The organism is Paenibacillus sp. FSL E2-8871 (assembly GCF_038000345.1).
Classification (GTDB): domain Bacteria; phylum Bacillota; class Bacilli; order Paenibacillales; family Paenibacillaceae; genus Paenibacillus_AQ.
Map to the genome: position 1 here is coordinate 4,715,324 of NZ_JBBOBV010000001.1, position 22,696 is coordinate 4,738,019.

Annotated in this window: 18 protein-coding genes, 1 tRNA gene and 3 rRNA genes; all 22 read left to right on the forward strand. The window is 46.0% G+C overall.

Going from position 1 to position 22,696, the window contains the following annotated elements:
* Positions 1-363 precede the first annotated feature (363 nt).
* The 22 genes from NYE25_RS21415 to NYE25_RS21520 all read left to right on the forward strand — a co-directional run bounded on the left by NYE25_RS21415 (position 364) and on the right by NYE25_RS21520 (position 22,653).
* Complete coding sequence (locus NYE25_RS21415) at positions 364-1,971, forward strand: anthranilate synthase component I family protein (protein WP_076300982.1); 1,608 nt, start codon at positions 364-366, stop codon at positions 1,969-1,971.
* On the forward strand, positions 1,968-2,549 hold the full coding sequence (gene pabA, locus NYE25_RS21420; RefSeq protein WP_042123170.1) for an aminodeoxychorismate/anthranilate synthase component II: 582 nt from the start codon (positions 1,968-1,970) through the stop codon (positions 2,547-2,549). The genes NYE25_RS21415 and pabA overlap by 4 nt, the downstream gene beginning before the upstream one ends.
* Entirely contained in the window at positions 2,546-3,427 is an 882-nt protein-coding gene (locus tag NYE25_RS21425; RefSeq protein WP_341059087.1) for an aminotransferase class IV, read from the forward strand. Before pabA ends, NYE25_RS21425 begins: the two co-directional genes overlap by 4 nt.
* Entirely contained in the window at positions 3,424-4,281 is an 858-nt protein-coding gene (folP, locus tag NYE25_RS21430) for a dihydropteroate synthase (RefSeq protein ID WP_341146798.1), read from the forward strand. The genes NYE25_RS21425 and folP overlap by 4 nt, the downstream gene beginning before the upstream one ends.
* A gap of 30 nt (positions 4,282-4,311) precedes the next feature.
* Positions 4,312-4,674: a dihydroneopterin aldolase gene (folB, locus tag NYE25_RS21435; protein ID WP_042183904.1), complete on the forward strand. Its 363-nt coding sequence runs from the start codon at positions 4,312-4,314 to the stop codon at positions 4,672-4,674.
* A gap of 11 nt (positions 4,675-4,685) precedes the next feature.
* Positions 4,686-5,237, forward strand: coding sequence for a 2-amino-4-hydroxy-6-hydroxymethyldihydropteridine diphosphokinase (gene folK, locus NYE25_RS21440; protein ID WP_076286864.1), 552 nt, complete (start codon positions 4,686-4,688; stop codon positions 5,235-5,237).
* Positions 5,204-5,398 carry a helix-turn-helix domain-containing protein gene (locus NYE25_RS21445; RefSeq protein ID WP_234540301.1) on the forward strand — a complete coding sequence of 65 codons (195 nt, stop codon included), beginning with the start codon at positions 5,204-5,206 and terminating at the stop codon, positions 5,396-5,398. Before folK ends, NYE25_RS21445 begins: the two co-directional genes overlap by 34 nt.
* A 40-nt stretch (positions 5,399-5,438) precedes the next feature.
* Positions 5,439-6,455, forward strand: a complete 1,017-nt coding sequence (gene dusB / locus NYE25_RS21450; RefSeq protein ID WP_076300985.1) for a tRNA dihydrouridine synthase DusB — start codon at positions 5,439-5,441, stop codon at positions 6,453-6,455.
* A 201-nt stretch (positions 6,456-6,656) separates the two neighbouring features.
* Positions 6,657-7,136: a transcription elongation factor GreA gene (gene greA / locus NYE25_RS21455; RefSeq protein ID WP_042183910.1), complete on the forward strand. Its 480-nt coding sequence runs from the start codon at positions 6,657-6,659 to the stop codon at positions 7,134-7,136.
* A gap of 156 nt (positions 7,137-7,292) precedes the next feature.
* Positions 7,293-8,813 (forward strand): lysine--tRNA ligase, encoded by a 1,521-nt coding sequence (gene lysS, locus NYE25_RS21460; protein ID WP_179085871.1) that lies wholly within the window; start codon positions 7,293-7,295, stop codon positions 8,811-8,813.
* A 449-nt stretch (positions 8,814-9,262) separates the two neighbouring features.
* Positions 9,263-10,820 (forward strand): 16S ribosomal RNA (locus NYE25_RS21465).
* Positions 10,821-11,081: 261 nt separating this feature from the next.
* Positions 11,082-14,010: ribosomal RNA gene (locus NYE25_RS21470) — 23S ribosomal RNA — on the forward strand.
* 129 nt (positions 14,011-14,139) lie between these two features.
* Positions 14,140-14,256 (forward strand): 5S ribosomal RNA (gene rrf, locus NYE25_RS21475).
* The 16S, 23S and 5S rRNA genes sit together here, the layout of an rRNA operon.
* A gap of 431 nt (positions 14,257-14,687) precedes the next feature.
* Entirely contained in the window at positions 14,688-16,145 is a 1,458-nt protein-coding gene (gene guaB, locus NYE25_RS21480) for an IMP dehydrogenase (RefSeq protein WP_149647701.1), read from the forward strand.
* A gap of 161 nt (positions 16,146-16,306) precedes the next feature.
* Entirely contained in the window at positions 16,307-17,653 is a 1,347-nt protein-coding gene (locus tag NYE25_RS21485) for a D-alanyl-D-alanine carboxypeptidase family protein (protein WP_076286904.1), read from the forward strand.
* A 111-nt stretch (positions 17,654-17,764) separates the two neighbouring features.
* Positions 17,765-18,646 carry a pyridoxal 5'-phosphate synthase lyase subunit PdxS gene (pdxS, locus tag NYE25_RS21490; protein ID WP_341146799.1) on the forward strand — a complete coding sequence of 294 codons (882 nt, stop codon included), beginning with the start codon at positions 17,765-17,767 and terminating at the stop codon, positions 18,644-18,646.
* A gap of 18 nt (positions 18,647-18,664) precedes the next feature.
* Entirely contained in the window at positions 18,665-19,261 is a 597-nt protein-coding gene (gene pdxT, locus NYE25_RS21495) for a pyridoxal 5'-phosphate synthase glutaminase subunit PdxT (protein ID WP_341050954.1), read from the forward strand.
* A gap of 73 nt (positions 19,262-19,334) precedes the next feature.
* Positions 19,335-20,621, forward strand: coding sequence for a serine--tRNA ligase (serS, locus tag NYE25_RS21500; RefSeq protein WP_076301054.1), 1,287 nt, complete (start codon positions 19,335-19,337; stop codon positions 20,619-20,621).
* A 68-nt stretch (positions 20,622-20,689) separates the two neighbouring features.
* Positions 20,690-20,778: transfer RNA gene (locus NYE25_RS21505), tRNA-Ser, on the forward strand.
* Between the two features lie 172 nt (positions 20,779-20,950).
* Complete coding sequence (locus NYE25_RS21510) at positions 20,951-21,292, forward strand: hypothetical protein (RefSeq protein WP_341050952.1); 342 nt, start codon at positions 20,951-20,953, stop codon at positions 21,290-21,292.
* A gap of 12 nt (positions 21,293-21,304) precedes the next feature.
* Positions 21,305-21,457 (forward strand): small acid-soluble spore protein P, encoded by a 153-nt coding sequence (locus tag NYE25_RS21515; protein WP_060623882.1) that lies wholly within the window; start codon positions 21,305-21,307, stop codon positions 21,455-21,457.
* 104 nt (positions 21,458-21,561) lie between these two features.
* Entirely contained in the window at positions 21,562-22,653 is a 1,092-nt protein-coding gene (locus tag NYE25_RS21520; RefSeq protein ID WP_076286888.1) for a hypothetical protein, read from the forward strand.
* Positions 22,654-22,696: the final 43 nt, after the last annotated feature.

Here is a 22,696-nt window from a genome sequence, read left to right on the forward strand (position 1 = left end):
GACTCTTTTCGTTGATTATATGGGCAAAAGGTTCTGTTGATATACTACACCCTAGACGTGTTAATTTTATATTTTTGAAAAATGCTAAGGTTTTTACCGAAGACTCAAAAGCCATATTAATTTCCTATAGCTGGGGGCTTTTCAATAATGCCTTAAGTACAGTATACTGACAGGCAATATACTACTGATGATTAATAATAAGTAATTGCTAGATAAAACTAAGCAAATGCTTACGAAGTAAGTTTTATTGCGAAGTGATGTCTATGATGTAATGGCTTCATAAAACTAAGCAAATGCTTACGAAGCGAGTTTTATTGCGAAGTGATGTCTACGATGTAATGGCTCCATAAAACTTTTAGGAGGATGGCTTTGGAAATCATAACGACATGGAATGAGTGGGAACAATGGGCAGCTGAAGACTGGAGCATGTTCCCCTTGATTATAAAATCACCCAAGTGCTCGGGGGAATTGCCCGCATCCTGGAAGAAGGCCTGGGAACTAGCTTCCGAATACTCCGTAGTGTTGGAGAGTGGCAAGGGTGGCCGCTATACGTACTTAGGTTTAAATCCTGTATCAATATTAAAAGGCAAGGGAGAAGGCGCTGAGGTGTTTAGCCTTTCTCCCGAATCATTGGGTCATACAGCCGATGAGGGTTCACATGAGACTACAACGCTGATAGGTCAGCCGCTAGAGCTGCTACAGCAGTGGATGTCAGGCTTCACCTCGCCAAGTCTAAACGTTCAGGGCATTCCTCCATTTACCGGTGGATGTATTGGATTTCTAGGGTACGATGTGGTTCGCTCATTGGAGCGTTTACCGTCTCTCGCACAAGATGATCCCGGTTTTCCTGATTATCTCTTTATGAGGATGGATGAGGTATGGATTTATGATCACGAAGAGCATGTGCTTTATTGTGCTGTTCACGTCCCGGTTCCAGCAGAATGTGGGATGGAGGATTTGCAGAACCTTTATCTCGGTGCTATAGAACAGGCTGGACGAATGGTAGAGCAGTGGCAGTTGGTATCCGCTGCTTCGGGATTGAACGAAGAGGTCAAAGGTAGCATTGAGGCCCTCACAGATTCCTCAGGGGAGTGGCCGGGTATGACCTCGGCCTTCTCACCTGAGAAGTTCCAGCAGGCCGTGCTGGACGTTCAGGAATACATCCGCCAAGGCGATGTATTTCAAGTGAACCTCTCGCTGCGCCAGGAGGCGCAGCTGAAGTCCTCGCCGGAGGATGTTTACGAATGGCTGCGCAAGCTCAATCCGTCCCCGTACATGGGGCTCTTGCGGTCGCCCGGCTTCGCGCTATCCAGCGCTTCACCGGAGCTGCTCGTCAAGCTGCACGGGGACAAAGTGAGCGCACGGCCAATCGCCGGCACCCGGCGGCGAGGCCTGACTCCCGCGGAGGATGCCGCCATGGAGGCGGAGCTTCGCGGGAGCGAAAAGGAGATCGCCGAGCATATTATGCTTGTCGATCTGGAGCGCAACGACATCGGGCGTGTCGCTGCATATGGATCCGTCAGCGTGCCTGAGCTGATGACGGTGGAGCGTTACTCTCATGTGATGCATCTCGTTTCGCAGGTAGAGGGCCAGGTCGCACCGGATAAGGATGCTTATGCTGTAATCGCAGCATTGTTCCCAGGGGGAACGATTACAGGCGCGCCCAAAGTAAGAACAATGGAAATCATTGAAGAGCTGGAACCGGTTCGGCGTGGGCCGTATACAGGATCCATGGGCTTTATTGACTATAACGGAAATATGGAATTAAATATTATTATTAGAACACTGGCTGTAAAGGATGGAGTCGGATATATTCAGACAGGTGCGGGCATCGTGATCGACTCTGATCCATACCGTGAATACCGTGAATGCCATAATAAAGCCAAAGCGGTAGTAAAGGCAGTACTCTGTAGTGAGTTACAGCAGGAATCCCAAACTACCAGCGGCGCCGAAGGGGGAGAAACACTGTGATCTTGGTCATCGATAATTATGATTCCTTTACGTATAACCTCGTACAGTATTTGGGTGAACTTGGGGAAGAGGTTAAAGTACACCGCAACGATGAAATTACCATTGAAGAGATTGAAAAAATGGCTCCCGATCATATTTTAATTTCTCCAGGACCATGTACACCTAATGAAGCGGGGATCAGTTTGGAATTGTTACATCATTTCAAAGGTATTATTCCGATCTTCGGCGTATGCCTTGGGCATCAGGCGATAGGCCAAGCATTTGGTGGAAATGTTATTCGTGCAGAGCGTTTGATGCATGGAAAGACATCCCCGATTCATCATAAGGGCACGTCGGTTTTTGAAGGTCTGGAGTCTCCTTTTACGGCAACGAGATATCATTCTTTGATTGTAGAGCGCGAGAGTCTGCCGGATTGTCTGGAGATTACAGCGGAGACTGAAGAAGGGGAGATTATGGCACTGCGCCATAAAGAATACCCTATCGAAGGTGTGCAATTCCATCCGGAATCGATTATTACGGATCATGGTCATACGATGCTGCGTAATTTCTTGAAACGGAGAGCCGGAGAAACGGCATGAAATATATAGGATTTAACAATGGTGTCATTGATGCAAGACAAGCCGTGGTTTCCGCCCTGGATCACGGTTTTTTATACGGCATAGGATTGTTCGAGACCTTTCGGACGTATGGGGGAGTGCCTTTTCTGCTGGAGCGTCATTTGAAGCGTATGGCGGAGGGCTGCAAGGAGCTTGGTATTCCATTTGCGCAGGATGTTGAACAGCTGCAGGAGTGGATCCAGCGTGTTATGGACAAAAATGAATTAAAAGAAGCTTATATACGCTATACCGTGACCGCTGGTGAGGATATTCTCGGATTACCTGCGGGCGACTATTGCGAACCCAATCATTTGCTGTACATCAAAGCGCTGCCGAAAGTATCCGAAAAGATATATAGCGAAGGCAAAGACCTGCAACTGTTGTCCTTACGGCGTAACACTCCGGAGGGAGCAGTGCGATTCAAGTCTCTGCATTATATGAATAATATTTTGGCCAAGCGTGAGCTTAGGGGCTATGCCTCTGCGGCGAATGGTGCTGAAGGACTGATGTTGACTGCACAAGAGATCATAGCAGAGGGCATTGTCAGCAACATCTTTTTTATAAAAAACAATATTCTCCACACTCCAGATATCTCAACTGGAATTCTACCGGGAATTACCCGGGAAATGGTAATGGAGCTGGCTCGTAGTGCTGGAATCAGGGTAGAAGAGGGCGCATATCATTGGGGGCAGTTGAAAATAGCCGACGAAGTATTTCTTACTAATTCCGTACAAGAAATTGTCCCGGTCACAACGCTTTGGGAAAAAGATAAAAAATTTACCGTAGGCGATGGCCTTTGCGGCAGAATGACTTCGGATTTGATTTCATTCTATAGAGAAAGGACGGGAATACCGAAATGAGACCAGCCATATTCAAGCGGACATACCGCTGTGGAGATACTGATTTGGAATTAGGAAATCGAACGCTGATTATGGGCATCCTGAATGTAACCCCGGATTCTTTTTCAGATGGAGGACTTTGGGATGATCCGGACAAAGCAGTAGAACATGCGCTACAAATGGCCGCAGACGGTGCTGATATTATAGATATTGGTGGAGAATCTACCCGTCCTGGTCATAAACCAGTGGGGCTTAAAGAGGAATTAGCTCGTGTATTGCCTGTCATCGAGAGTATTCATCGAGCGGCACCGCATATTCCGTTATCTATAGATACCTACAAAGCTGAAGTGGCACGCCAAGCTATTGCTGCTGGTGCCCATATCATTAATGATATATGGGGCTGTAAAGCTGATCCGGAAATGGCGGCAGTGGCAGCTGCTGCGGACTGTCCCATTATTTTGATGCATAACCGGCAGGACCGTGATTATACGAATCTAAGTGCGGATATGTCGGCAGACCTTAAGGAAAGTATTGATCTTGCTTTAGCCGCAGGAGTGAAGCCGGCCAATATCATCTTGGATCCAGGGATCGGCTTTGCGAAGGATTTTAATGAAAATTTGCAGGCGATGATGCTTTTGGACGGGTTGACTGAGTTTGGCTATCCACTGTTACTGGCGACTTCACGCAAAAAATTCATCCGGACCGTACTTGATTTACCCGCTGATGATGTTGTGGAAGGTACCGCAGCTACAGTAGCCTTTGGTATTGCTCAGGGCTGCCAGATCGTACGAGTGCATGATGTGTCCCTAATAAAACGAACGGTCAAGATGTGTGATGCGATGTTGTATGCTGCACCTTTATTGGTGCGTGAATAAAGATATTTTATAAAAAGGGCGGGTTTAAAGATGGATAAAATGACACTGCATCGAATGGAATATTACGGATATCATGGTGTGTTTGAAGAAGAGCGTAAGCTGGGCCAACGTTTTTACATTGATTTGGAGCTGGAACTTGATCTACAGGGAGCGGGCCAGAACGATGATTTGAACCAAACCGTAAACTATGCTGAAGTGCATGAACTGGTCAAAAACATTGTCGAAATAAAGTCCTTTAAGTTAATTGAAGCTCTGGCAGAATATATTGCATCCTCCGTACTGGACACTTATACTGTTATCAATGCAGTAACGGTAAAGGTAACTAAACCGCATCCGCCATTCGACATTCATTTTCAGGGAGTGACTGTGGAGCTGCGCAGAACTAGAAAGTGAGAACAAAGTCCATGAATATACATTCCACCTCTGAAGAATCAGAGGCTTATATTGCTTTAGGGGCTAATTTGGGCGACCGTGAGGGCACGCTGTCAGAGGCTTTGAACAGACTGAATAATCATGATGAAATATCGGTAGTTCGCTGCTCCAAAGTCTACGAGACAGAGCCAGTAGGTTATTTAGATCAGCCGCAGTTTCTTAATATGGCAGCAGCTTTGCGCACGACGCTTGCGCCAGAGACCTTGCTGGAAGTAATGCTGGGGATCGAAACGCAACTGGGTCGTATCCGGGATATTCGCTATGGACCGAGAACGGTAGATCTAGATTTATTGTGGGTAGAGGGCCAGACACTTGATACTCCGCATTTAACGTTACCGCATCCGCGTATGTTTGAGCGTGCATTTGTAATGCTTCCGCTCAGTGATATCGTTCCACAGAATGAACAGTCTTCCGGACTCCGCAAGTTGATTACAGCAGCGCTTCAAGACATAGACGGGAAGGAAGGAATTCGGTTGTGGACAACAAGCGTATGGGACGGAGGGTCAGGGCATTCCGCAAGCTAAAAGGCTATACTCAGCAGGAACTTGCGGATCTCACTGGGATTTCCTTGGCTGTGCTTGGCGCAGTCGAGAGGGGCAATAGACGTTTGGAAGATCAAATTTTAGATAAAATTGCGAATGTCCTAGGGGTTACAACCGAAGAATTGGTAAACCCTGACTCATAATTTTTAAGCAATTTAAATAGGAATAATGGAAGTGATACGAATGCTGAAGATTGGCGACATTGAGATGAAAAATCAAGTTGTTCTGGCACCTATGGCTGGGGTGTGCAATCCGGCCTTTCGTCTAATCGCTAAAGAGTTTGGTACAGGTTTAGTCTGTGCGGAAATGGTGAGCGACAAGGCTATTATTCACGGGAATACGCGTACTCGCGAAATGTTGTTTGTAGATGAACGGGAAAAACCGCTTAGTTTGCAGATTTTTGGCGGGGATAGAGAATCACTGGTGCAAGCAGCTAAAGTGGTTGATAAAGAAACCAATGCTGATATTATCGATATCAATATGGGATGCCCAGTGCCTAAAGTAACTAAATGTGATGCGGGAGCCCGCTGGCTTTTGAATCCCGATAAAATCTATGAAATGGTCTCTGCGGTTGTCGATGTTGTCGATAAACCCGTAACCGTGAAAATGCGGATTGGCTGGGATAGCGAGCATATTTTTGTCGAAGATAATGCACGTGCAGTAGAACGTGCCGGTGGCAAGGCTGTCAGTGTACATGGACGAACACGGGAGCAACTCTACACGGGGCGTGCGGATTGGAATTATATCAAGATGGCAAAAGAAGCGGTCTCCATTCCGGTTATCGGCAATGGTGATGTCAATACACCTGAAGATGCTCGGGCTATGCTTGATCAGACCGGTTGTGATGGCGTGATGATCGGGCGTGGTGCGCTAGGTAACCCATGGATGCTGTATCGTACGATTCAGTATTTAAGCACCGGGGAACTGATGCCTGAACCTGGATTGGATGAGAAGATTAAGGTTGCCATTCTTCATATGGATCGGCTGGTTGCACTTAAGGGAGAAGCAGTAGCCGTTCGGGAGATGCGTAAGCATATGGCTTGGTATTTAAAAGGCCTGAAGTCTGCTGCACGAGTAAAGGATGTGCTCATGTTAGAGACAGAACGTGATGGAATGGTGAAGATTTTGAATGATTTTGTCGTTCAACTAAAGCATGAAGAAGAGAATAAGGGTAATGAAATGTCTGCTTCGGCAGTATAAACGTTGTTTTCCTTACGCTTTTTGAACACATCCCACTTTATATGTGGTGTCATTGACATTTTGTAGCGGTTCCAATATAATTTCACAGTATAAAATCGCCGTTACAGTAAGAGCAATGCAGCAGGGAGGGTTCTTATCCTCCTAGATTAGCATATAGTATGGTGTTTTCAATAAATGTATACGACAGGAGAATCGGTTGAGATGAGCGATAAAGAAGTCATCCTTACGCCGGACGGGCTAAAGCGTCTGGAAGATGAGCTGGAATTCCTCAAATCTGTGAAACGCCGCGAGGTTGCTGAACGGATTAAGGTAGCGATTGGCTACGGAGATATCAGTGAGAACTCGGAGTATGAAGACGCGAAGAATGAGCAGGCTTTTATCGAAGGACGCGTTATCACCTTGGAGAAGATGCTTCGCAACGCGCGCATCATTAATAGCGACGAGATCGTTACTGATGTGGTAAGTATCGGTGTTACTGTAAGTGTTGAAGATTTGGAATATGGTGACACTATGGAATACACGATCGTAGGTACAGCGGAGTCCGATCCACTAAATAATAAGATCTCCAACGAAAGTCCAGTAGGCAAAGCCATCATCGGCAAGAAAATAGGCACGATTGTTGACGTTAATACACCTGCAGGCGTTATTCAATATAAAATTCTCGATATCAGAATGAAGTAGTGTACAGATCTTATAGTCTGTAAATAGATGTGCTGCCGAATGTATAAGTAGTTTTGTTGTATGCAGGCAGATAAGGGAACATTGTTTGGGAAAGCTTCCTTAGGGAAGCTTTTTTTCAAAATATAAGGGATTTATATCTGCAAGGGGATGAATAGCATGACCGAGGAAATGAATAATGTGGAGAATGCAGAGAACGAACTTAGTGAGCTTTTGCAAATCCGCCGTGCCAAATTGGACGAGCTAAGAGGACTTGGTATCGATCCTTTCGGCAAAAAGTATGAGCGTACAGCTAACGCTGGCGACCTAGTATCGAAGTATGATGGACTTTCTAAAGAAGAATTGGACGAGCTATCTGTTGAAGTCAGCATAGCGGGTCGCATTATGGCAAAACGTGTTATGGGTAAAGCCAGTTTTGCGCATATCCAAGATCTCAGTGGAAGAATTCAGCTTTATGTTCGTCAAGACAGCATTCCTGAAACGCAATACGCAGCGTTCAATGTTCTCGATCTAGGAGACATCATCGGCGTTCGCGGAACAGTATTCAAAACCAAAACAGGTGAGACCTCCATCAAAGTGCATAATCTCGAAGTCTTGTCCAAGTCCTTGTTGCCGCTTCCTGAGAAATATCATGGTCTTAAAGATGTAGAGCTGCGTTACCGTCAGCGCTATGTTGATTTGATTATTAATCCGGAAGTTCAACAGACCTTTATTGCTCGTTCAAGAATCATTCAATCTATGCGTCGTTATTTGGATTCACTTGGCTATCTTGAAGTTGAGACACCTACACTTCATGCGATTGCTGGTGGAGCTGCAGCGCGTCCGTTCATTACTTACCACAACACGCTTGAAATGCAGCTTTATATGCGTATTGCTATTGAGCTTCATTTGAAACGTCTTATTGTTGGTGGACTGGAAAAAGTATACGAAATAGGTCGTGTATACCGTAATGAAGGAATTTCGACTCGTCACAATCCTGAGTTTACTATGATTGAGCTGTATGAAGCTTATGCTGATTACAAGGACATCATGAACCTTACGGAGAATATGATCGCTCATATTGCCCAAGAGGTATTAGGAACTCAACAGGTCGACTATCAAGGTAAGCCGGTAGATCTGTCGCCAGGATGGCGTCGTGTAACTATGGTTGATGCCGTTAAAGAAGTAACCGGTGTTGATTTCAGTGTTCATATGACAGATGAGGAAGCACAGGCTCTGGCAAAAGAGCACCGTGTACCTGTAGAAAAGCACATGTCTTTTGGTCATATCCTTAATGCTTTCTTCGAGCAATTTGTAGAGGAAACTCTGATTCAGCCTACCTTTGTAATGGGACATCCGGTTGAAATCTCACCACTGGCGAAGAAAAACGATGAGGATCCACGCTTCACCGATCGTTTTGAATTGTTTATTGTGGGTCGTGAACATGCGAATGCATTTAGTGAATTGAATGATCCGATCGACCAGCGTCAACGCTTTGAAGCTCAAATCCAGGAGAAAGAGCAAGGTAATGACGAAGCTCATGAAATGGACGATGACTTTATCCGTGCTTTGGAATATGGTATGCCTCCTACAGGTGGACTGGGAATCGGTGTAGACCGTTTGATCATGTTGCTTACCAATTCTGCATCTATTCGTGACGTACTGCTATTCCCGCATATGCGCAACCGTACAAACGAATAGTATTTATACAACAATGAGCACAGGGGAGCTGTCTAGCGGCGGTTCTCCTTGGCTACTGTTGATCAGAAGGTAAAGATTCTGGTATCGTTATGAGGATATATAGCTTAATACTAATTTGTTTGAAAAAAAGTGTTGCAATGAATCTCTATACGTGATATATTCTAAGTCCGGCCAAGAAATACACATGCCGAGCTCGAAAAAGAAGTTAAAAAAAGAGCTTGACATTAAATAGCCGAACGTGATATAGTATAAGAGTTGCTGCTGAGACATTAAACGGCGCCAACGAGAACTTGATCTTTGAAAACTGAACAACGAGTGAGTAGGAAATCACGAAAGTGAAATCCAAAACTGATGAGTTTCACAGCGTATTTTACGCTTTTGAAATTTCATCGTGAGAATTAATTTTCTCGTCAGATGTTTCAAAATGAGCATATCGCTCTTTTCAATACTAATTGGAGAGTTTGATCCTGGCTCAGGACGAACGCTGGCGGCGTGCCTAATACATGCAAGTCGAGCGGAGTTATTTTGAAAGCTTGCTTTCAAAATAACTTAGCGGCGGACGGGTGAGTAACACGTAGGCAACCTGCCCCTTAGACTGGGATAACTACCGGAAACGGTAGCTAATACCGGATAATTTCTTTTTTCTCCTGAAGGAAGAATGAAAGACGGAGCAATCTGTCACTGAGGGATGGGCCTGCGGCGCATTAGCTAGTTGGTGGGGTAACGGCCCACCAAGGCGACGATGCGTAGCCGACCTGAGAGGGTGAACGGCCACACTGGGACTGAGACACGGCCCAGACTCCTACGGGAGGCAGCAGTAGGGAATCTTCCGCAATGGACGAAAGTCTGACGGAGCAACGCCGCGTGAGTGATGAAGGTTTTCGGATCGTAAAGCTCTGTTGCCAGGGAAGAACGTCCGGTAGAGTAACTGCTACCGGAGTGACGGTACCTGAGAAGAAAGCCCCGGCTAACTACGTGCCAGCAGCCGCGGTAATACGTAGGGGGCAAGCGTTGTCCGGAATTATTGGGCGTAAAGCGCGCGCAGGCGGTCATTTAAGTCTGGTGTTTAAACCTTGGGCTCAACCTGAGGTCGCACTGGAAACTGGGTGACTTGAGTACAGAAGAGGAAAGTGGAATTCCACGTGTAGCGGTGAAATGCGTAGATATGTGGAGGAACACCAGTGGCGAAGGCGACTTTCTGGGCTGTAACTGACGCTGAGGCGCGAAAGCGTGGGGAGCAAACAGGATTAGATACCCTGGTAGTCCACGCCGTAAACGATGAGTGCTAGGTGTTAGGGGTTTCGATACCCTTGGTGCCGAAGTTAACACAGTAAGCACTCCGCCTGGGGAGTACGGTCGCAAGACTGAAACTCAAAGGAATTGACGGGGACCCGCACAAGCAGTGGAGTATGTGGTTTAATTCGAAGCAACGCGAAGAACCTTACCAGGTCTTGACATCCCTCTGAATCCACTAGAGATAGTGGCGGCCTTCGGGACAGAGGAGACAGGTGGTGCATGGTTGTCGTCAGCTCGTGTCGTGAGATGTTGGGTTAAGTCCCGCAACGAGCGCAACCCTTAACTTTAGTTGCCAGCAAGTAATGTTGGGCACTCTAGAGTGACTGCCGGTGACAAACCGGAGGAAGGTGGGGATGACGTCAAATCATCATGCCCCTTATGACCTGGGCTACACACGTACTACAATGGCCGGTACAACGGGAAGCGAAGCCGCGAGGTGAAGCCAATCCCATCAAAGCCGGTCTCAGTTCGGATTGCAGGCTGCAACTCGCCTGCATGAAGTCGGAATTGCTAGTAATCGCGGATCAGCATGCCGCGGTGAATACGTTCCCGGGTCTTGTACACACCGCCCGTCACACCACGAGAGTTTACAACACCCGAAGTCGGTGGGGTAACCCGCAAGGGAGCCAGCCGCCGAAGGTGGGGTAGATGATTGGGGTGAAGTCGTAACAAGGTAGCCGTATCGGAAGGTGCGGCTGGATCACCTCCTTTCTATGGAGAATCGTCTTCTGCAATGAAGACATTCAAATCGGAAGTTAAACTTCCAAATCTCAGGTTTAGGCCTGTTACTCACTCGTTGCTCAGTTTTGAGAGTTTAAGCTCTCAGTAAGACTTGATCCTTGAAAACTGGATACCGAAACGAATTTGCGTTTTAGAACATCTTTTAGCAACTTGTGCAAACAAGTAAATGTTATTAGTGAGATGATTCCAAAGAGAATGTCATTGTATGATATTTTCCTGCGGAAAAATCAAGGTTAAGCTAATAAGAGCACACGGAGGATGCCTAGGCGCCAGGAGCCGACGAAGGACGTGGCGAACAACGAAACTGCCTCGGGGAGCTGTAAGCAAGCTTTGATCCGGGGGTGTCCGAATGGGGAAACCCAGCTGTGGTAATTCGCAGTTACTCATCTCTGAACACATAGGAGATGTAGAGGCAGACCAGGGGAACTGAAACATCTAAGTACCCTGAGGAAGAGAAAACAATAGTGATTCCGTCAGTAGCGGCGAGCGAACGCGGAACAGCCTAAACCTAAGAGCTTGCTCTTAGGGGTTGTGGGACGTCTCACATGGAGTTACAAAGGAATATGGTAGGCGAAGAGGTCTGGAAAGGCCCGCGATAGAGGTAAAAGCCCTGTAACCTAAACTGTGTTCTCTCCGAGACGGATCCCGAGTAGTGCGGGGCACGTGAAACCCCGTATGAATCCAGCAGGACCATCTGCTAAGGCTAAATACTACCTGGCGACCGATAGTGAAACAGTACCGTGAGGGAAAGGTGAAAAGCACCCCGGAAGGGGAGTGAAATAGAACCTGAAACCGTGTGCTTACAAAAAGTCAGAGCCCTATTAATGGGTGATGGCGTGCCTTTTGTAGAATGAACCGGCGAGTTACGTTTAACATGCAAGGTTAAGTCGAGAAGACGGAGCCGCAGCGAAAGCGAGTCTGAATAGGGCGAATGAGTATGTGGACGTAGACCCGAAACCGTGTGATCTACCCCTGTCCAGGGTGAAGGTGCGGTAACACGCACTGGAGGCCCGAACCCACGCATGTTGAAAAATGCGGGGATGAGGTGGGGGTAGCGGAGAAATTCCAATCGAACTCGGAGATAGCTGGTTCTCCCCGAAATAGCTTTAGGGCTAGCCTCGGTATAAGAGTAGTGGAGGTAGAGCACTGATTGGGTGCGGGGTCCGCAAGGATTACCAAGCTCAGTCAAACTCCGAATGCCATATACTTATTGCCGGGAGTCAGACAGTGAGTGCTAAGATCCATTGTCAAAAGGGAAACAGCCCAGACCATCAGCTAAGGTCCCCAAGTGTGTGTTAAGTGGGAAAGGATGTGGAGTTGCACAGACAACCAGGATGTTGGCTTAGAAGCAGCCACCATTGAAAGAGTGCGTAATAGCTCACTGGTCGAGTGACTCTGCGCCGAAAATGTAACGGGGCTAAACACACCACCGAAGCTATGGCTAGATACGTATGTATCTGGGGTAGGGGAGCGTTGTATGTGGGTTGAAGGTGTACCGTAAGGAGCGCTGGACAGCATACAAGTGAGAATGCCGGTATGAGTAACGAAAAGATCAGTGAGAATCTGATCCGCCGAAAGCCCAAGGTTTCCTGAGGAAGGCTCGTCCGCTCAGGGTAAGTCGGGACCTAAGGCGAGGCCGAAAGGCGTAGTCGAAGGACAACAGTTTGAAATTACTGTACCACCGTAATCCGCTATGAGCGATGGGGTGACGCAGGAGGGTAGTGACGCGGACTGATGGATATGTCCGTCTAAGCAGTGAGGCTGATGTGTAGGCAAATCCGCACATCATTAAGGCTGGGCTGTGATGGGGAGCGAAAATTACAGTAGCGAAGGTCATGATCTCACACTGCCAAGAAAAGCCTCTAGCCAGGAGAAGGTGCCCGTACCGCAAACCGACACAGGTAGGCGAGAAGAGAATTCTAAGGCGCGCGGAAGAACTCTCGTTAAGGAACTCGGCAAAATGACCCCGTAACTTCGGGAGAAGGGGTGCCCCGGTAGTGTGAATAGCACGAGGGGGCCGCAGTGAAAAGGCCCAAGCGACTGTTTAGCAAAAACACAGGTCTGTGCGAAGCCGCAAGGCGAAGTATACGGGCTGACGCCTGCCCGGTGCTGGAAGGTTAAGGGGAGTGGTTAGGGGTAACCCGAAGCTATGAACCGAAGCCCCAGTAAACGGCGGCCGTAACTATAACGGTCCTAAGGTAGCGAAATTCCTTGTCAGGTAAATTCTGACCCGCACGAATGGCGTAACGACTTGGGCGCTGTCTCAACGAGAGATCCGGTGAAATTTTAATACCTGTGAAGATGCAGGTTACCCGCGACAAGACGGAAAGACCCCATGGAGCTTTACTGCAGCTTGATATTGAATTTGGGTACGATCTGTACAGGATAGGTGGGAGCCGTAGAAATCGGAGCGCAAGCTTCGGTGGAGGCGCCGTTGGGATACCACCCTGATCGTATCTAGGTTCTAACCTAGTACCCTAATCGGGTACGGGGACCGTGTCAGGCGGGCAGTTTGACTGGGGCGGTCGCCTCCTAAAGAGTAACGGAGGCGTTCCAAGGTTCCCTCAGAATGGTTGGAAATCATTCGAAGAGTGCAAAGGCATAAGGGAGCTTGACTGCGAGACCTACAAGTCGAGCAGGGACGAAAGTCGGACTTAGTGATCCGGTGGTACCGCATGGAAGGGCCATCGCTCAACGGATAAAAGCTACCCTGGGGATAACAGGCTTATCTCCCCCAAGAGTCCACATCGACGGGGAGGTTTGGCACCTCGATGTCGGCTCATCGCATCCTGGGGCTGAAGTAGGTCCCAAGGGTTGGGCTGTTCGCCCATTAAAGCGGTACGCGAGCTGGGTTCAGAACGTCGTGAGACAGTTCGGTCCCTATCTGTCGTGGGCGCAGGAAATTTGAGAGGAGCTGTCCTTAGTACGAGAGGACCGGGATGGACGTACCGCTGGTGCACCAGTTGTTTCGCCAGAAGCATGGCTGGGTAGCTACGTACGGACGGGATAAGCGCTGAAAGCATCTAAGCGTGAAGCCCCCCTCAAGATGAGATTTCCCAATTAGTAAGACCCCTTGAAGACGACGAGGTAGATAGGTTGGAGGTGGAAGTGCAGTAATGCATGGAGCTGACCAATACTAATCGGTCGAGGGCTTATCCTATACTTAAGACGCAAATTCAATTCGGATTCAGTTTTCAGGCGATCAAGCCTGTAACACGCTTAGAAATTCATTCTCACTTCTGGTGATGAACCGAATTTCACGCGGCAGCGTCTGTTTCACAGACGCATGTTTGGTGGCGATAGCGGAGGGGTTCCACACGTACCCATCCCGAACACGACCGTTAAGCCCTCCAGCGCCGATGGTACTTGGACCGAAGGGTCCTGGGAGAGTAGGACGTTGCCAAGCACGCAAGACCACTGTTGAGTAATCGACAGTGGTCTTTTTGTTATATTATTGAAGAATTCATTAGGGTTTATTTTGAGATACTACATTAGAGATAGGTGTAAGCATTGGTGATGGGTATGGTGGATTGTATAATTTCACCACTAAATGTCCACTCAGGGCGGACAATAGTCCAATAATTCGCTTACGCGGGAGTCGTTTTTTGAATACCTACTCTGATGATGTAATGTTCTTGACAGTCCAAATGCCCTTTGCTAAGATGGCAATAATATATTTTTGGATAAGCATCTCAAACCTAAATTGAAGATATGAACTTGTTCAACTTCCAGATGTACAGAGTTGTCTGTCGTGAATGGACTTAAAGTCGAAGGTTCTTCTTTTATAAAGTTTGTAGGCGGGTATAATTTAAAAACAACCGAGGAGGAATGACCCAGGTGTGGAAAGATAAGTTTGGTAAAGAAGGTCTGACTTTTGATGATGTGCTGCTGGTTCCGCGTAAATCTGAGGTACTGCCGAAGGAAGTAGATTTGACTACAGTTCTAAGTAAGAATGTGAAGTTGAACATCCCGCTTATGAGTGCAGGTATGGACACAGTCACAGAAGCGGCTATGGCCATTGCTATTGCTCGTGAGGGTGGTATCGGGATTATTCACAAGAATATGCCTGTAGAGCAGCAAGCGGAAGAAGTGGATCGTGTAAAACGTTCCGAGAGCGGAGTTATTACTAACCCATTCTCTCTTTCAGCAGAACATCTGGTATCCGATGCTGAACTGTTGATGGGTAAATATCGTATTTCCGGAGTACCGATTGTAGACAGTGACAACAAACTGGTCGGTATTCTAACTAATAGAGATTTACGTTTTATTCATGACTTTAATATTCCAATCAAAGAAGTTATGACACATGAGAATCTCGTGACTGCTGCTGTAGGTACGACACTTCAAGAAGCAGAAGGCATCTTACAACGTCATAAAATTGAGAAATTGCCGCTGGTGGACGAGAATAACGTTCTTAAGGGCCTAATCACAATTAAAGATATTGAGAAGGCGATTCAGTTCCCTAACGGAGCGAAAGATGCACAGGGTCGCTTACTGGTTGGAGCAGCTGTTGGTATCTCTAAAGATACATTCGAGCGTACTGCAGCGTTAGTGAAATCAGGTGTCGATTTGATCGTCGTCGATTCTGCACATGGTCACCACATTAATATTATTGAAGCGGTTCGCCAAATTCGTGAGTTGTATCCTGATCTTACGATTGTTGCTGGTAACGTGGCTACAGGTGAAGCAACCCGTGAACTTATTGAAGCTGGAGCTTCTGTAGTTAAAGTAGGTATTGGACCTGGATCTATCTGTACAACACGAGTTATCGCTGGTATCGGTGTTCCGCAGGTTACAGCCATTTATGATTGTGCAACGGTTGCTCGTGAGTACGGAGTTCCTATCATCGCTGACGGTGGAATCAAGTATTCCGGTGAAATCACTAAGGCTATTGCCGCTGGTGCTCATGCAGTAATGATGGGAAGTATGTTTGCGGGTACAGAAGAAAGCCCAGGAGAATCGGAGCTTTATCAAGGCCGTAAATTTAAAGTATATCGTGGTATGGGCAGTATGAGTGCCATGAAACAAGGTAGTAAGGATCGTTATTTCCAGGATGACGATAAGAAGCTTGTTCCTGAAGGAATTGAGGGTCGTATCGCTTTTAAAGGGCCTCTTTCGGATACCGTTCATCAATTGATTGGCGGACTGCGTTCGGGTATGGGCTACTGTGGGACCAAGTCACTCGAAGAACTTCGGAATGACACTTCTTTCATTCGCATCACAAGTGCTGGACTTCGCGAAAGCCATCCACATGATGTGCAAATTACGAAAGAAGCGCCAAATTATTCCGTGTAATGGACTAGAAAGACTATTTTTTGGACAGACAGGACTATTTCGTCCTGTCTGTCTTTTTTTGCGTGTACCCCTGTGTTAGAATAGAACAAGCTATTGATATGAGGTTTAAAGGAGAGTAGTAATCATTGAAGCACAAACAGAAATTTAACGGTAAGCAATTTATGATTAAGACAGTCACAGTAGGTCTACTTTTAAATATGTTAGTTTCCACTCCACTTCCGGCATTCGCTGAGGAAGGTACGACAACGACAATACAAGCTGGTACTGCAACTCAGACGACTCAGAAAGCAGTAAAGATCCCTTCTGTGGAATCACTGGGTCTAAATTTGAAATCAGCGGTTCTAATAGAACCAACAACAGGTGAAATTCTTTTATCTATGAATGCAGATGAGGCTTTGCCTCCAGCTAGTATGACTAAGATGATGACAGAGTATCTTGTAGCAGAAGCGGTGAAGACGGGACAGCTTTCATGGGATCAAAAAGTCATAGTAGGGGAAAATGCGTCTAAACAGGTTGGATCACGTATTTTTCTAGCGGAAAATGACGAGCATACGGTTGAAGAGCTGTACATAGCAATGGCTGTCGGATCTGCAAATGATGCTACAGTAGCTTTGGCAGAACTAGTTTCCGGATCAGAATTGGAATTCGTAGAGCTAATGAATCAGACTGCCCAGAAGATGGGGATGAAAACTGCCTATTTTGTTAATTCTACTGGATTAGACAAAGCTGACATGCCTAAGAAGTTCCGCTCAACTGATAAGAAAGAAAACGTAATGTCAGCGATGGATGCTGCTATTCTTGCCAAATATATCGTTACTGATCATCCTGATTTTAATAGATTTACAACGGTTCAGTCGTATAAGTTCCGTGAACGTGATACCGCACCAATGATTAACTTTAACTGGATGTTGGAAGCTAACAAGAGTATCCAGAATTTTAAGGCTTATGCTTATGAGGGATTGGATGGTTTGAAAACAGGCCATACCGCTAGAGCAAAATATTGTTTTGCAGGTACAGCTGTACGTGATGGCATGCGTCTGATAAGTGTAGTAATGGGGGCTAATACAGAGCCACACCGTTTTACAGAGACGAAGAAAGTACTTGATTTCGGATTTAATAATTTTGAAATCAAACAGGTCGTGGCCCCTAAAGCAGTGATAGCCGGCAACGAAACCGTGCCAGTTCTTAAAGGGAAAAATAAAAAGGTGTCTGTAGTTACGGATGAAGCTGTTTCGTTTATCGTCCCTAAGGGAACAACCTCCCCTCAAATTAAAACAACTGTTGAAATAAATGATCCAGCAACCTTAGTTGCTCCTATAGAACAATCTGCTAAAGTGGGTAAGGTTACTTATTCCTACCAAGTTGAAGGCATGTCTGATGTTCAGCAGAAGACAGTTAATCTGATTACTGCTGAAGAAGCGGAGAAAGCCGGTTGGTTCAGTTTATTCCTTAGAGCCATTGGAGATTTCTTCGGCGATTTATTTACAGGGATCAAGAACTTGTTCTAATGAATTTAGCATCGAAAATTGCGTTAAATCCGAGTAAGTGGATTGTATATTTCCCTTCATTGGGGTAAAATTACAAGTTAGATTAAGATAGATCATTCGGGGGGCTAGGACATGGAAACTGGAACATCGCGAGTTAAAAGAGGCATGGCAGAAATGCAAAAAGGCGGCGTCATTATGGACGTCATGAATGCAGAACAAGCAAAAATTGCTGAGGCTGCGGGTGCAGTAGCTGTTATGGCATTGGAACGCGTGCCTTCTGATATTCGCGCAGCTGGCGGTGTAGCACGGATGGCCGATCCTACAATTGTAGAAGAAGTTATCAAAGTGGTAAGTATCCCTGTTATGGCTAAGGCTCGTATTGGCCATTACGTAGAAGCAAAGGTTCTGGAATCCTTGGGTGTTGACTATTTGGATGAGAGTGAAGTTCTTACTCCTGCTGATGAAGTCTTCCATATTAATAAACGTGAGTTCACTGTTCCGTTCGTATGTGGAGCTAAAGACTTGGGTGAAGCCTTGAGACGTATTAACGAAGGTGCATCCATGATCCGTACGAAAGGTGAACCTGGAACAGGCAACATTGTTGAAGCAGTGCGTCATATGCGCTTTATCAATAGTCAAATCCGCAAAGTAACTAATTTGTCCAAGGATGAGCTATATAATGAAGCTAAGAACCTGGGAGTTCCTTACGAGCTACTGCTTGAAGTGCATGAGCTTGGTAAGCTGCCGGTTGTTAACTTTGCTGCTGGCGGTGTAGCAACTCCTGCCGATGCTGCCCTGATGATGCATCTAGGTGCGGATGGTGTGTTTGTAGGCTCAGGTATTTTTAAATCGGACAACCCCGAGAAATTTGCCCGTGCGATAGTTGAAGCCACTACACACTATTCTGATTACAAACTGATTGCAGAAGTATCTAAGAACCTTGGCGCACCAATGAAGGGGATTGATATTGCAACTCTAACCCCGGCTGAACGTATGTCGGAGCGTGGCCGTTAATAGAGAGAAGGTTGCCGGATGAAAATAGGAGTGCTGGCGCTTCAAGGCGCAGTTACGGAGCATATTGTTAGTATAGAGAAGACCGGAGCAGTGGGCGTACCTATCAAGCGAGTAGAGCAGCTTGAGGAGGTTGATGGCCTAATTATTCCTGGTGGTGAGAGTACAACGATCGGTAAACTGATGCGAAAATATGGCTTCATCGAAGCCATACGTGATTTCTCCAATCAGGGCAAGCCGATTTTTGGAACATGCGCGGGTATGATTGTTCTGGCCAAACAAATTGCCGGCGGCGAACCAGGGCATTTGGAGCTAATGGATATTACGGTGGCTCGGAATGCATTCGGTCGTCAACGGGAAAGCTTTGAATGTGATCTGGAGGTTAAGGGCATTGATGAGCCGGTTCGTGCTGTATTTATACGTGCACCGCTTATTAACGAGGTAGGCCCCGGAGTTGATGTGCTTACAGTCTATAATGATGAGATTGTAACTGCACGGGAGGGTAACCTGCTGGTGTCTTCTTTTCATCCAGAATTGACCGATGATTTCAGACTGCATCAATATTTTGCTGATATGGTAGAGGCTACTAGGCAAGTGCAACAACAGAATCGCATATAAGAACATCCTGACTCTTTCAAAGCTGTAAGCAGCAATTTGAAAGAGTTTAGGCTGTTTTCAGGAGGGAAACTTTGTGTTAGACGTAAAAGTATTACGCAGTGATTACGCTCGAGTTGAACAAGCCTTAGAGAAACGGGGTAAATCACTGGATTTAATTGCTGATTTTCCACAACTTGATCTACGCAGACGTGAATTACTGCAAGAAACAGAAGGTCTTAAGAACCGTCGTAATACGGTTTCTGGTGAAGTAGCGAAGAAGAAGAAGAATGGTGAGCCAGCAGATGACCTAATTGCAGAAATGCGTACGGTATCTGACCGAATTAAAGAGCTTGATGACGAAGTGCGTGAATTGGAAGTTCAGATTGCTGAACTTACTATGAGTATTCCGAATATTCCTCATGATTCAGTTCCAGTTGGTAAATCTGAGGATGATAACGTTGAATTGCGTCGCTGGTCGGAGCCAAAAGAATTCGGATTTACTCCGAAATCACATTGGGAGCTTGCGCAGCAGCTCGATATTATTGATTTTGAAGCTGCAGCGAAGGTTACGGGATCTCGGTTTGTTTTTTATAAAGGACTGGGAGCACGTTTAGAGCGGGCGCTTATTAACTTTATGATGGATCTGCACAGTGGTGAGCATAACTATGAAGAAATGCTGCCGCCTTACATTGTGAATAAAGACAGCTTGTACGGAACGGGGCAACTTCCTAAGTTTGAGGAAGATCTGTTTAAGTTACGTGACACTGAATACTATTTGATTCCTACAGCGGAAGTACCTGTAACCAACTACTATCGCGAAGAGATTTTGACAGCAGCAGATCTACCTAAGTATCATGTAGCTTACAGCTCTTGTTTCCGTTCTGAGGCGGGTTCAGCTGGCCGTGATACTCGGGGGCTGATCCGTCAGCATCAATTCAACAAGGTAGAGCTGGTGAAGCTTACTACACCTGAATCCTCTTATGAGGAGTTAGAAAAAATGACAGCAGATGCTGAGCGTGTGCTGCAGCTTCTTGGATTGCCATATCGCGTACTTGGGCTATGTACAGCTGATATGGGCTTTACATCGGCTAAGACGTACGATTTGGAAGTATGGCTGCCTGAGAGTGGAATGTACCGTGAGATCTCTTCTTGCTCGAATACGGAGGACTTCCAAGCGCGTCGGGCAAATATTCGTTTCCGTAAAGATCCGAAATCCAAACCTGAATTTGTTCATACACTCAACGGATCTGCTTTGGCTGTTGGACGTACTGTTGCAGCAATTCTTGAGAATTATCAGCAAGAGGATGGTAGTGTTCTGATTCCGGAATGTCTACAACCGTATATGCGCAATGTAAAATCGATCCAACCTAAAACTATTTAAGAAAATAGTTGCTTTTTCTCCGCACCATATGATACAATTACTAATGCATGTGAAATTTATATGCATTTGGAGAGGTACCGAAGCGGTCATAACGGGGCGGTCTTGAAAACCGTTAGGGTGCAAGCCCACATGGGTTCGAATCCCATCCTCTCCGCCATTCCTTATGAACTTTAAGAAATAAGCAGATAGAAACCGTCTCCTTTGGAGGCGGTTTTTTTGTTGTGCTTGAACTGGTACAGTTTTAGTTATTGTTTGATGAACCTAGTTCCATTGAGAATAAAAAGATTGATTTCTCCGCAATGTATTAGAGAAGGAGGATGATCATAATTATGGACAGACAATTGGGAGTAGATCAGCATAATCTTGTCTCGGCCTGGCAAGAACGCCTGCCTGCGTTAATGGAGGATGGGGATAGTTTCAATGTACTAGCGGATGATGGTGATCCGAATAGTCTGCTTATTCATTTTAATGCAGCAGGACGTCAAGGGTACTCACTTGATTTTCGTTGCAGGTATGTAGATAGCAGGGAGGTCGCTGTTGATCTGCTTGATGTGGAGCAGAGTGGAATTCATATTGATGAGCATAGTGATGCAGTACAGCTATTAGCACAGCAGTATTCACGACAAATTCACGAATGTGCTCAGGCTCTACAGAGTATAACTAATCCTTAGGAGGAATGAACAATGTCAAAACCAAAAAGTATTCCAGTTCCCGGGGCACAGCCCAACGATGGCGAGCGTAGAAAGGAGCATAATTCTTCTGCACCAGAACCGCTTTCAGGTTCTAAAAAGGTGAAACAAGCGAATCATGTTGACCACCATAATCCACAAGGTTAACAAATAAAAACGTTAAGAATTTTAAAGAAGTGTTTCTTGATTTTTACAAATGGTTTATCATAGGGGGGGGAGAGATTTCTTTACAATGGGAGAGGAGAACAATAATGAACAAAAAGTGGGGTTTGTCGGCCGCTGCATTGCTGCTTACAGCAGCAGTAATTCTGCCGGGATGTGGAAGTAAACAGGAGGCGCCAAAAGAGGCCTTAAAATCAGCTGCTACTAAAGCGACTACAATGTCATCCTATGAGATGAAGAGTAAATTCACGATCAACGATCTTACGATCGAGACTTCTGACGCTGAATCTGCTGCAATGACTACACAGGTACTTAGTATGCTTAAGAATGCTGATATTACCATTGATGGGGTATATCAAGCAGAGCCAATGCAGACAGAACTAACTATGATTCTGAATCTGAAGGGCGATATGAGCATGAGCTTTAATGTTCCTATGGTAATGACTGCCGAGAAGTTGTACGTTAAGATTCCATCGATTCCTTTCGTACCGATTCCTGAGACGATCCTCAATAAGTTTGTAGAGGTTGATCTGAAGGCGTTGGCAGAGCAGGAGGGTGCAGAATTTAACCCAAGTACGATGGATACTCAGAAAATGCAGAAGCTGTCTAATGAAGTGGTGGACACTGTCCTAGCTGAATATGACGAAGAAAAATATTTTAACGAGATTGATCCCAAAGATGCTAATTTACCAGAAGGTGTGGAAGCTAAACAGGTCGTTCAGTTCCAAGTGACTAACGATAATGTTAAAGAAGCAATCACTATCTTGGTGAATAACGCCCTGCCTAAAATCATTGATATCGTAAGCAAGGAAGAATACAAGGATATGCTGCAGATTAAAGATGCAGATTTAGCTAAAGCTAAAGAAGAACTGACATCAGGTGAAGCTAGAACTGAATTAGATAAGGGCTTAGCTGATCTTGATAAGTACCTTACCATCAACCAGTTCCACTATAATACTGCGATCAATAAGGACGGATACGCTGTGTATCAGGATTTATTGATGGATATTAAAGTAAATGATCCGGAAGATGGCACAAATGTGGCCTTCTCAGTAAATGGAACGGGCCAATACAGCAAGATCAACGAGAAGCCGGTATTCAAGATTGGTATCCCTCAAGGTGATGATGTAATTACAATGGATCAACTTGGAGAAGAATTCGGTGGTATGGGAACTTATTAATCCCAGTTCGCAAGATTAAGACCCGCATGAGGCGTATATTATA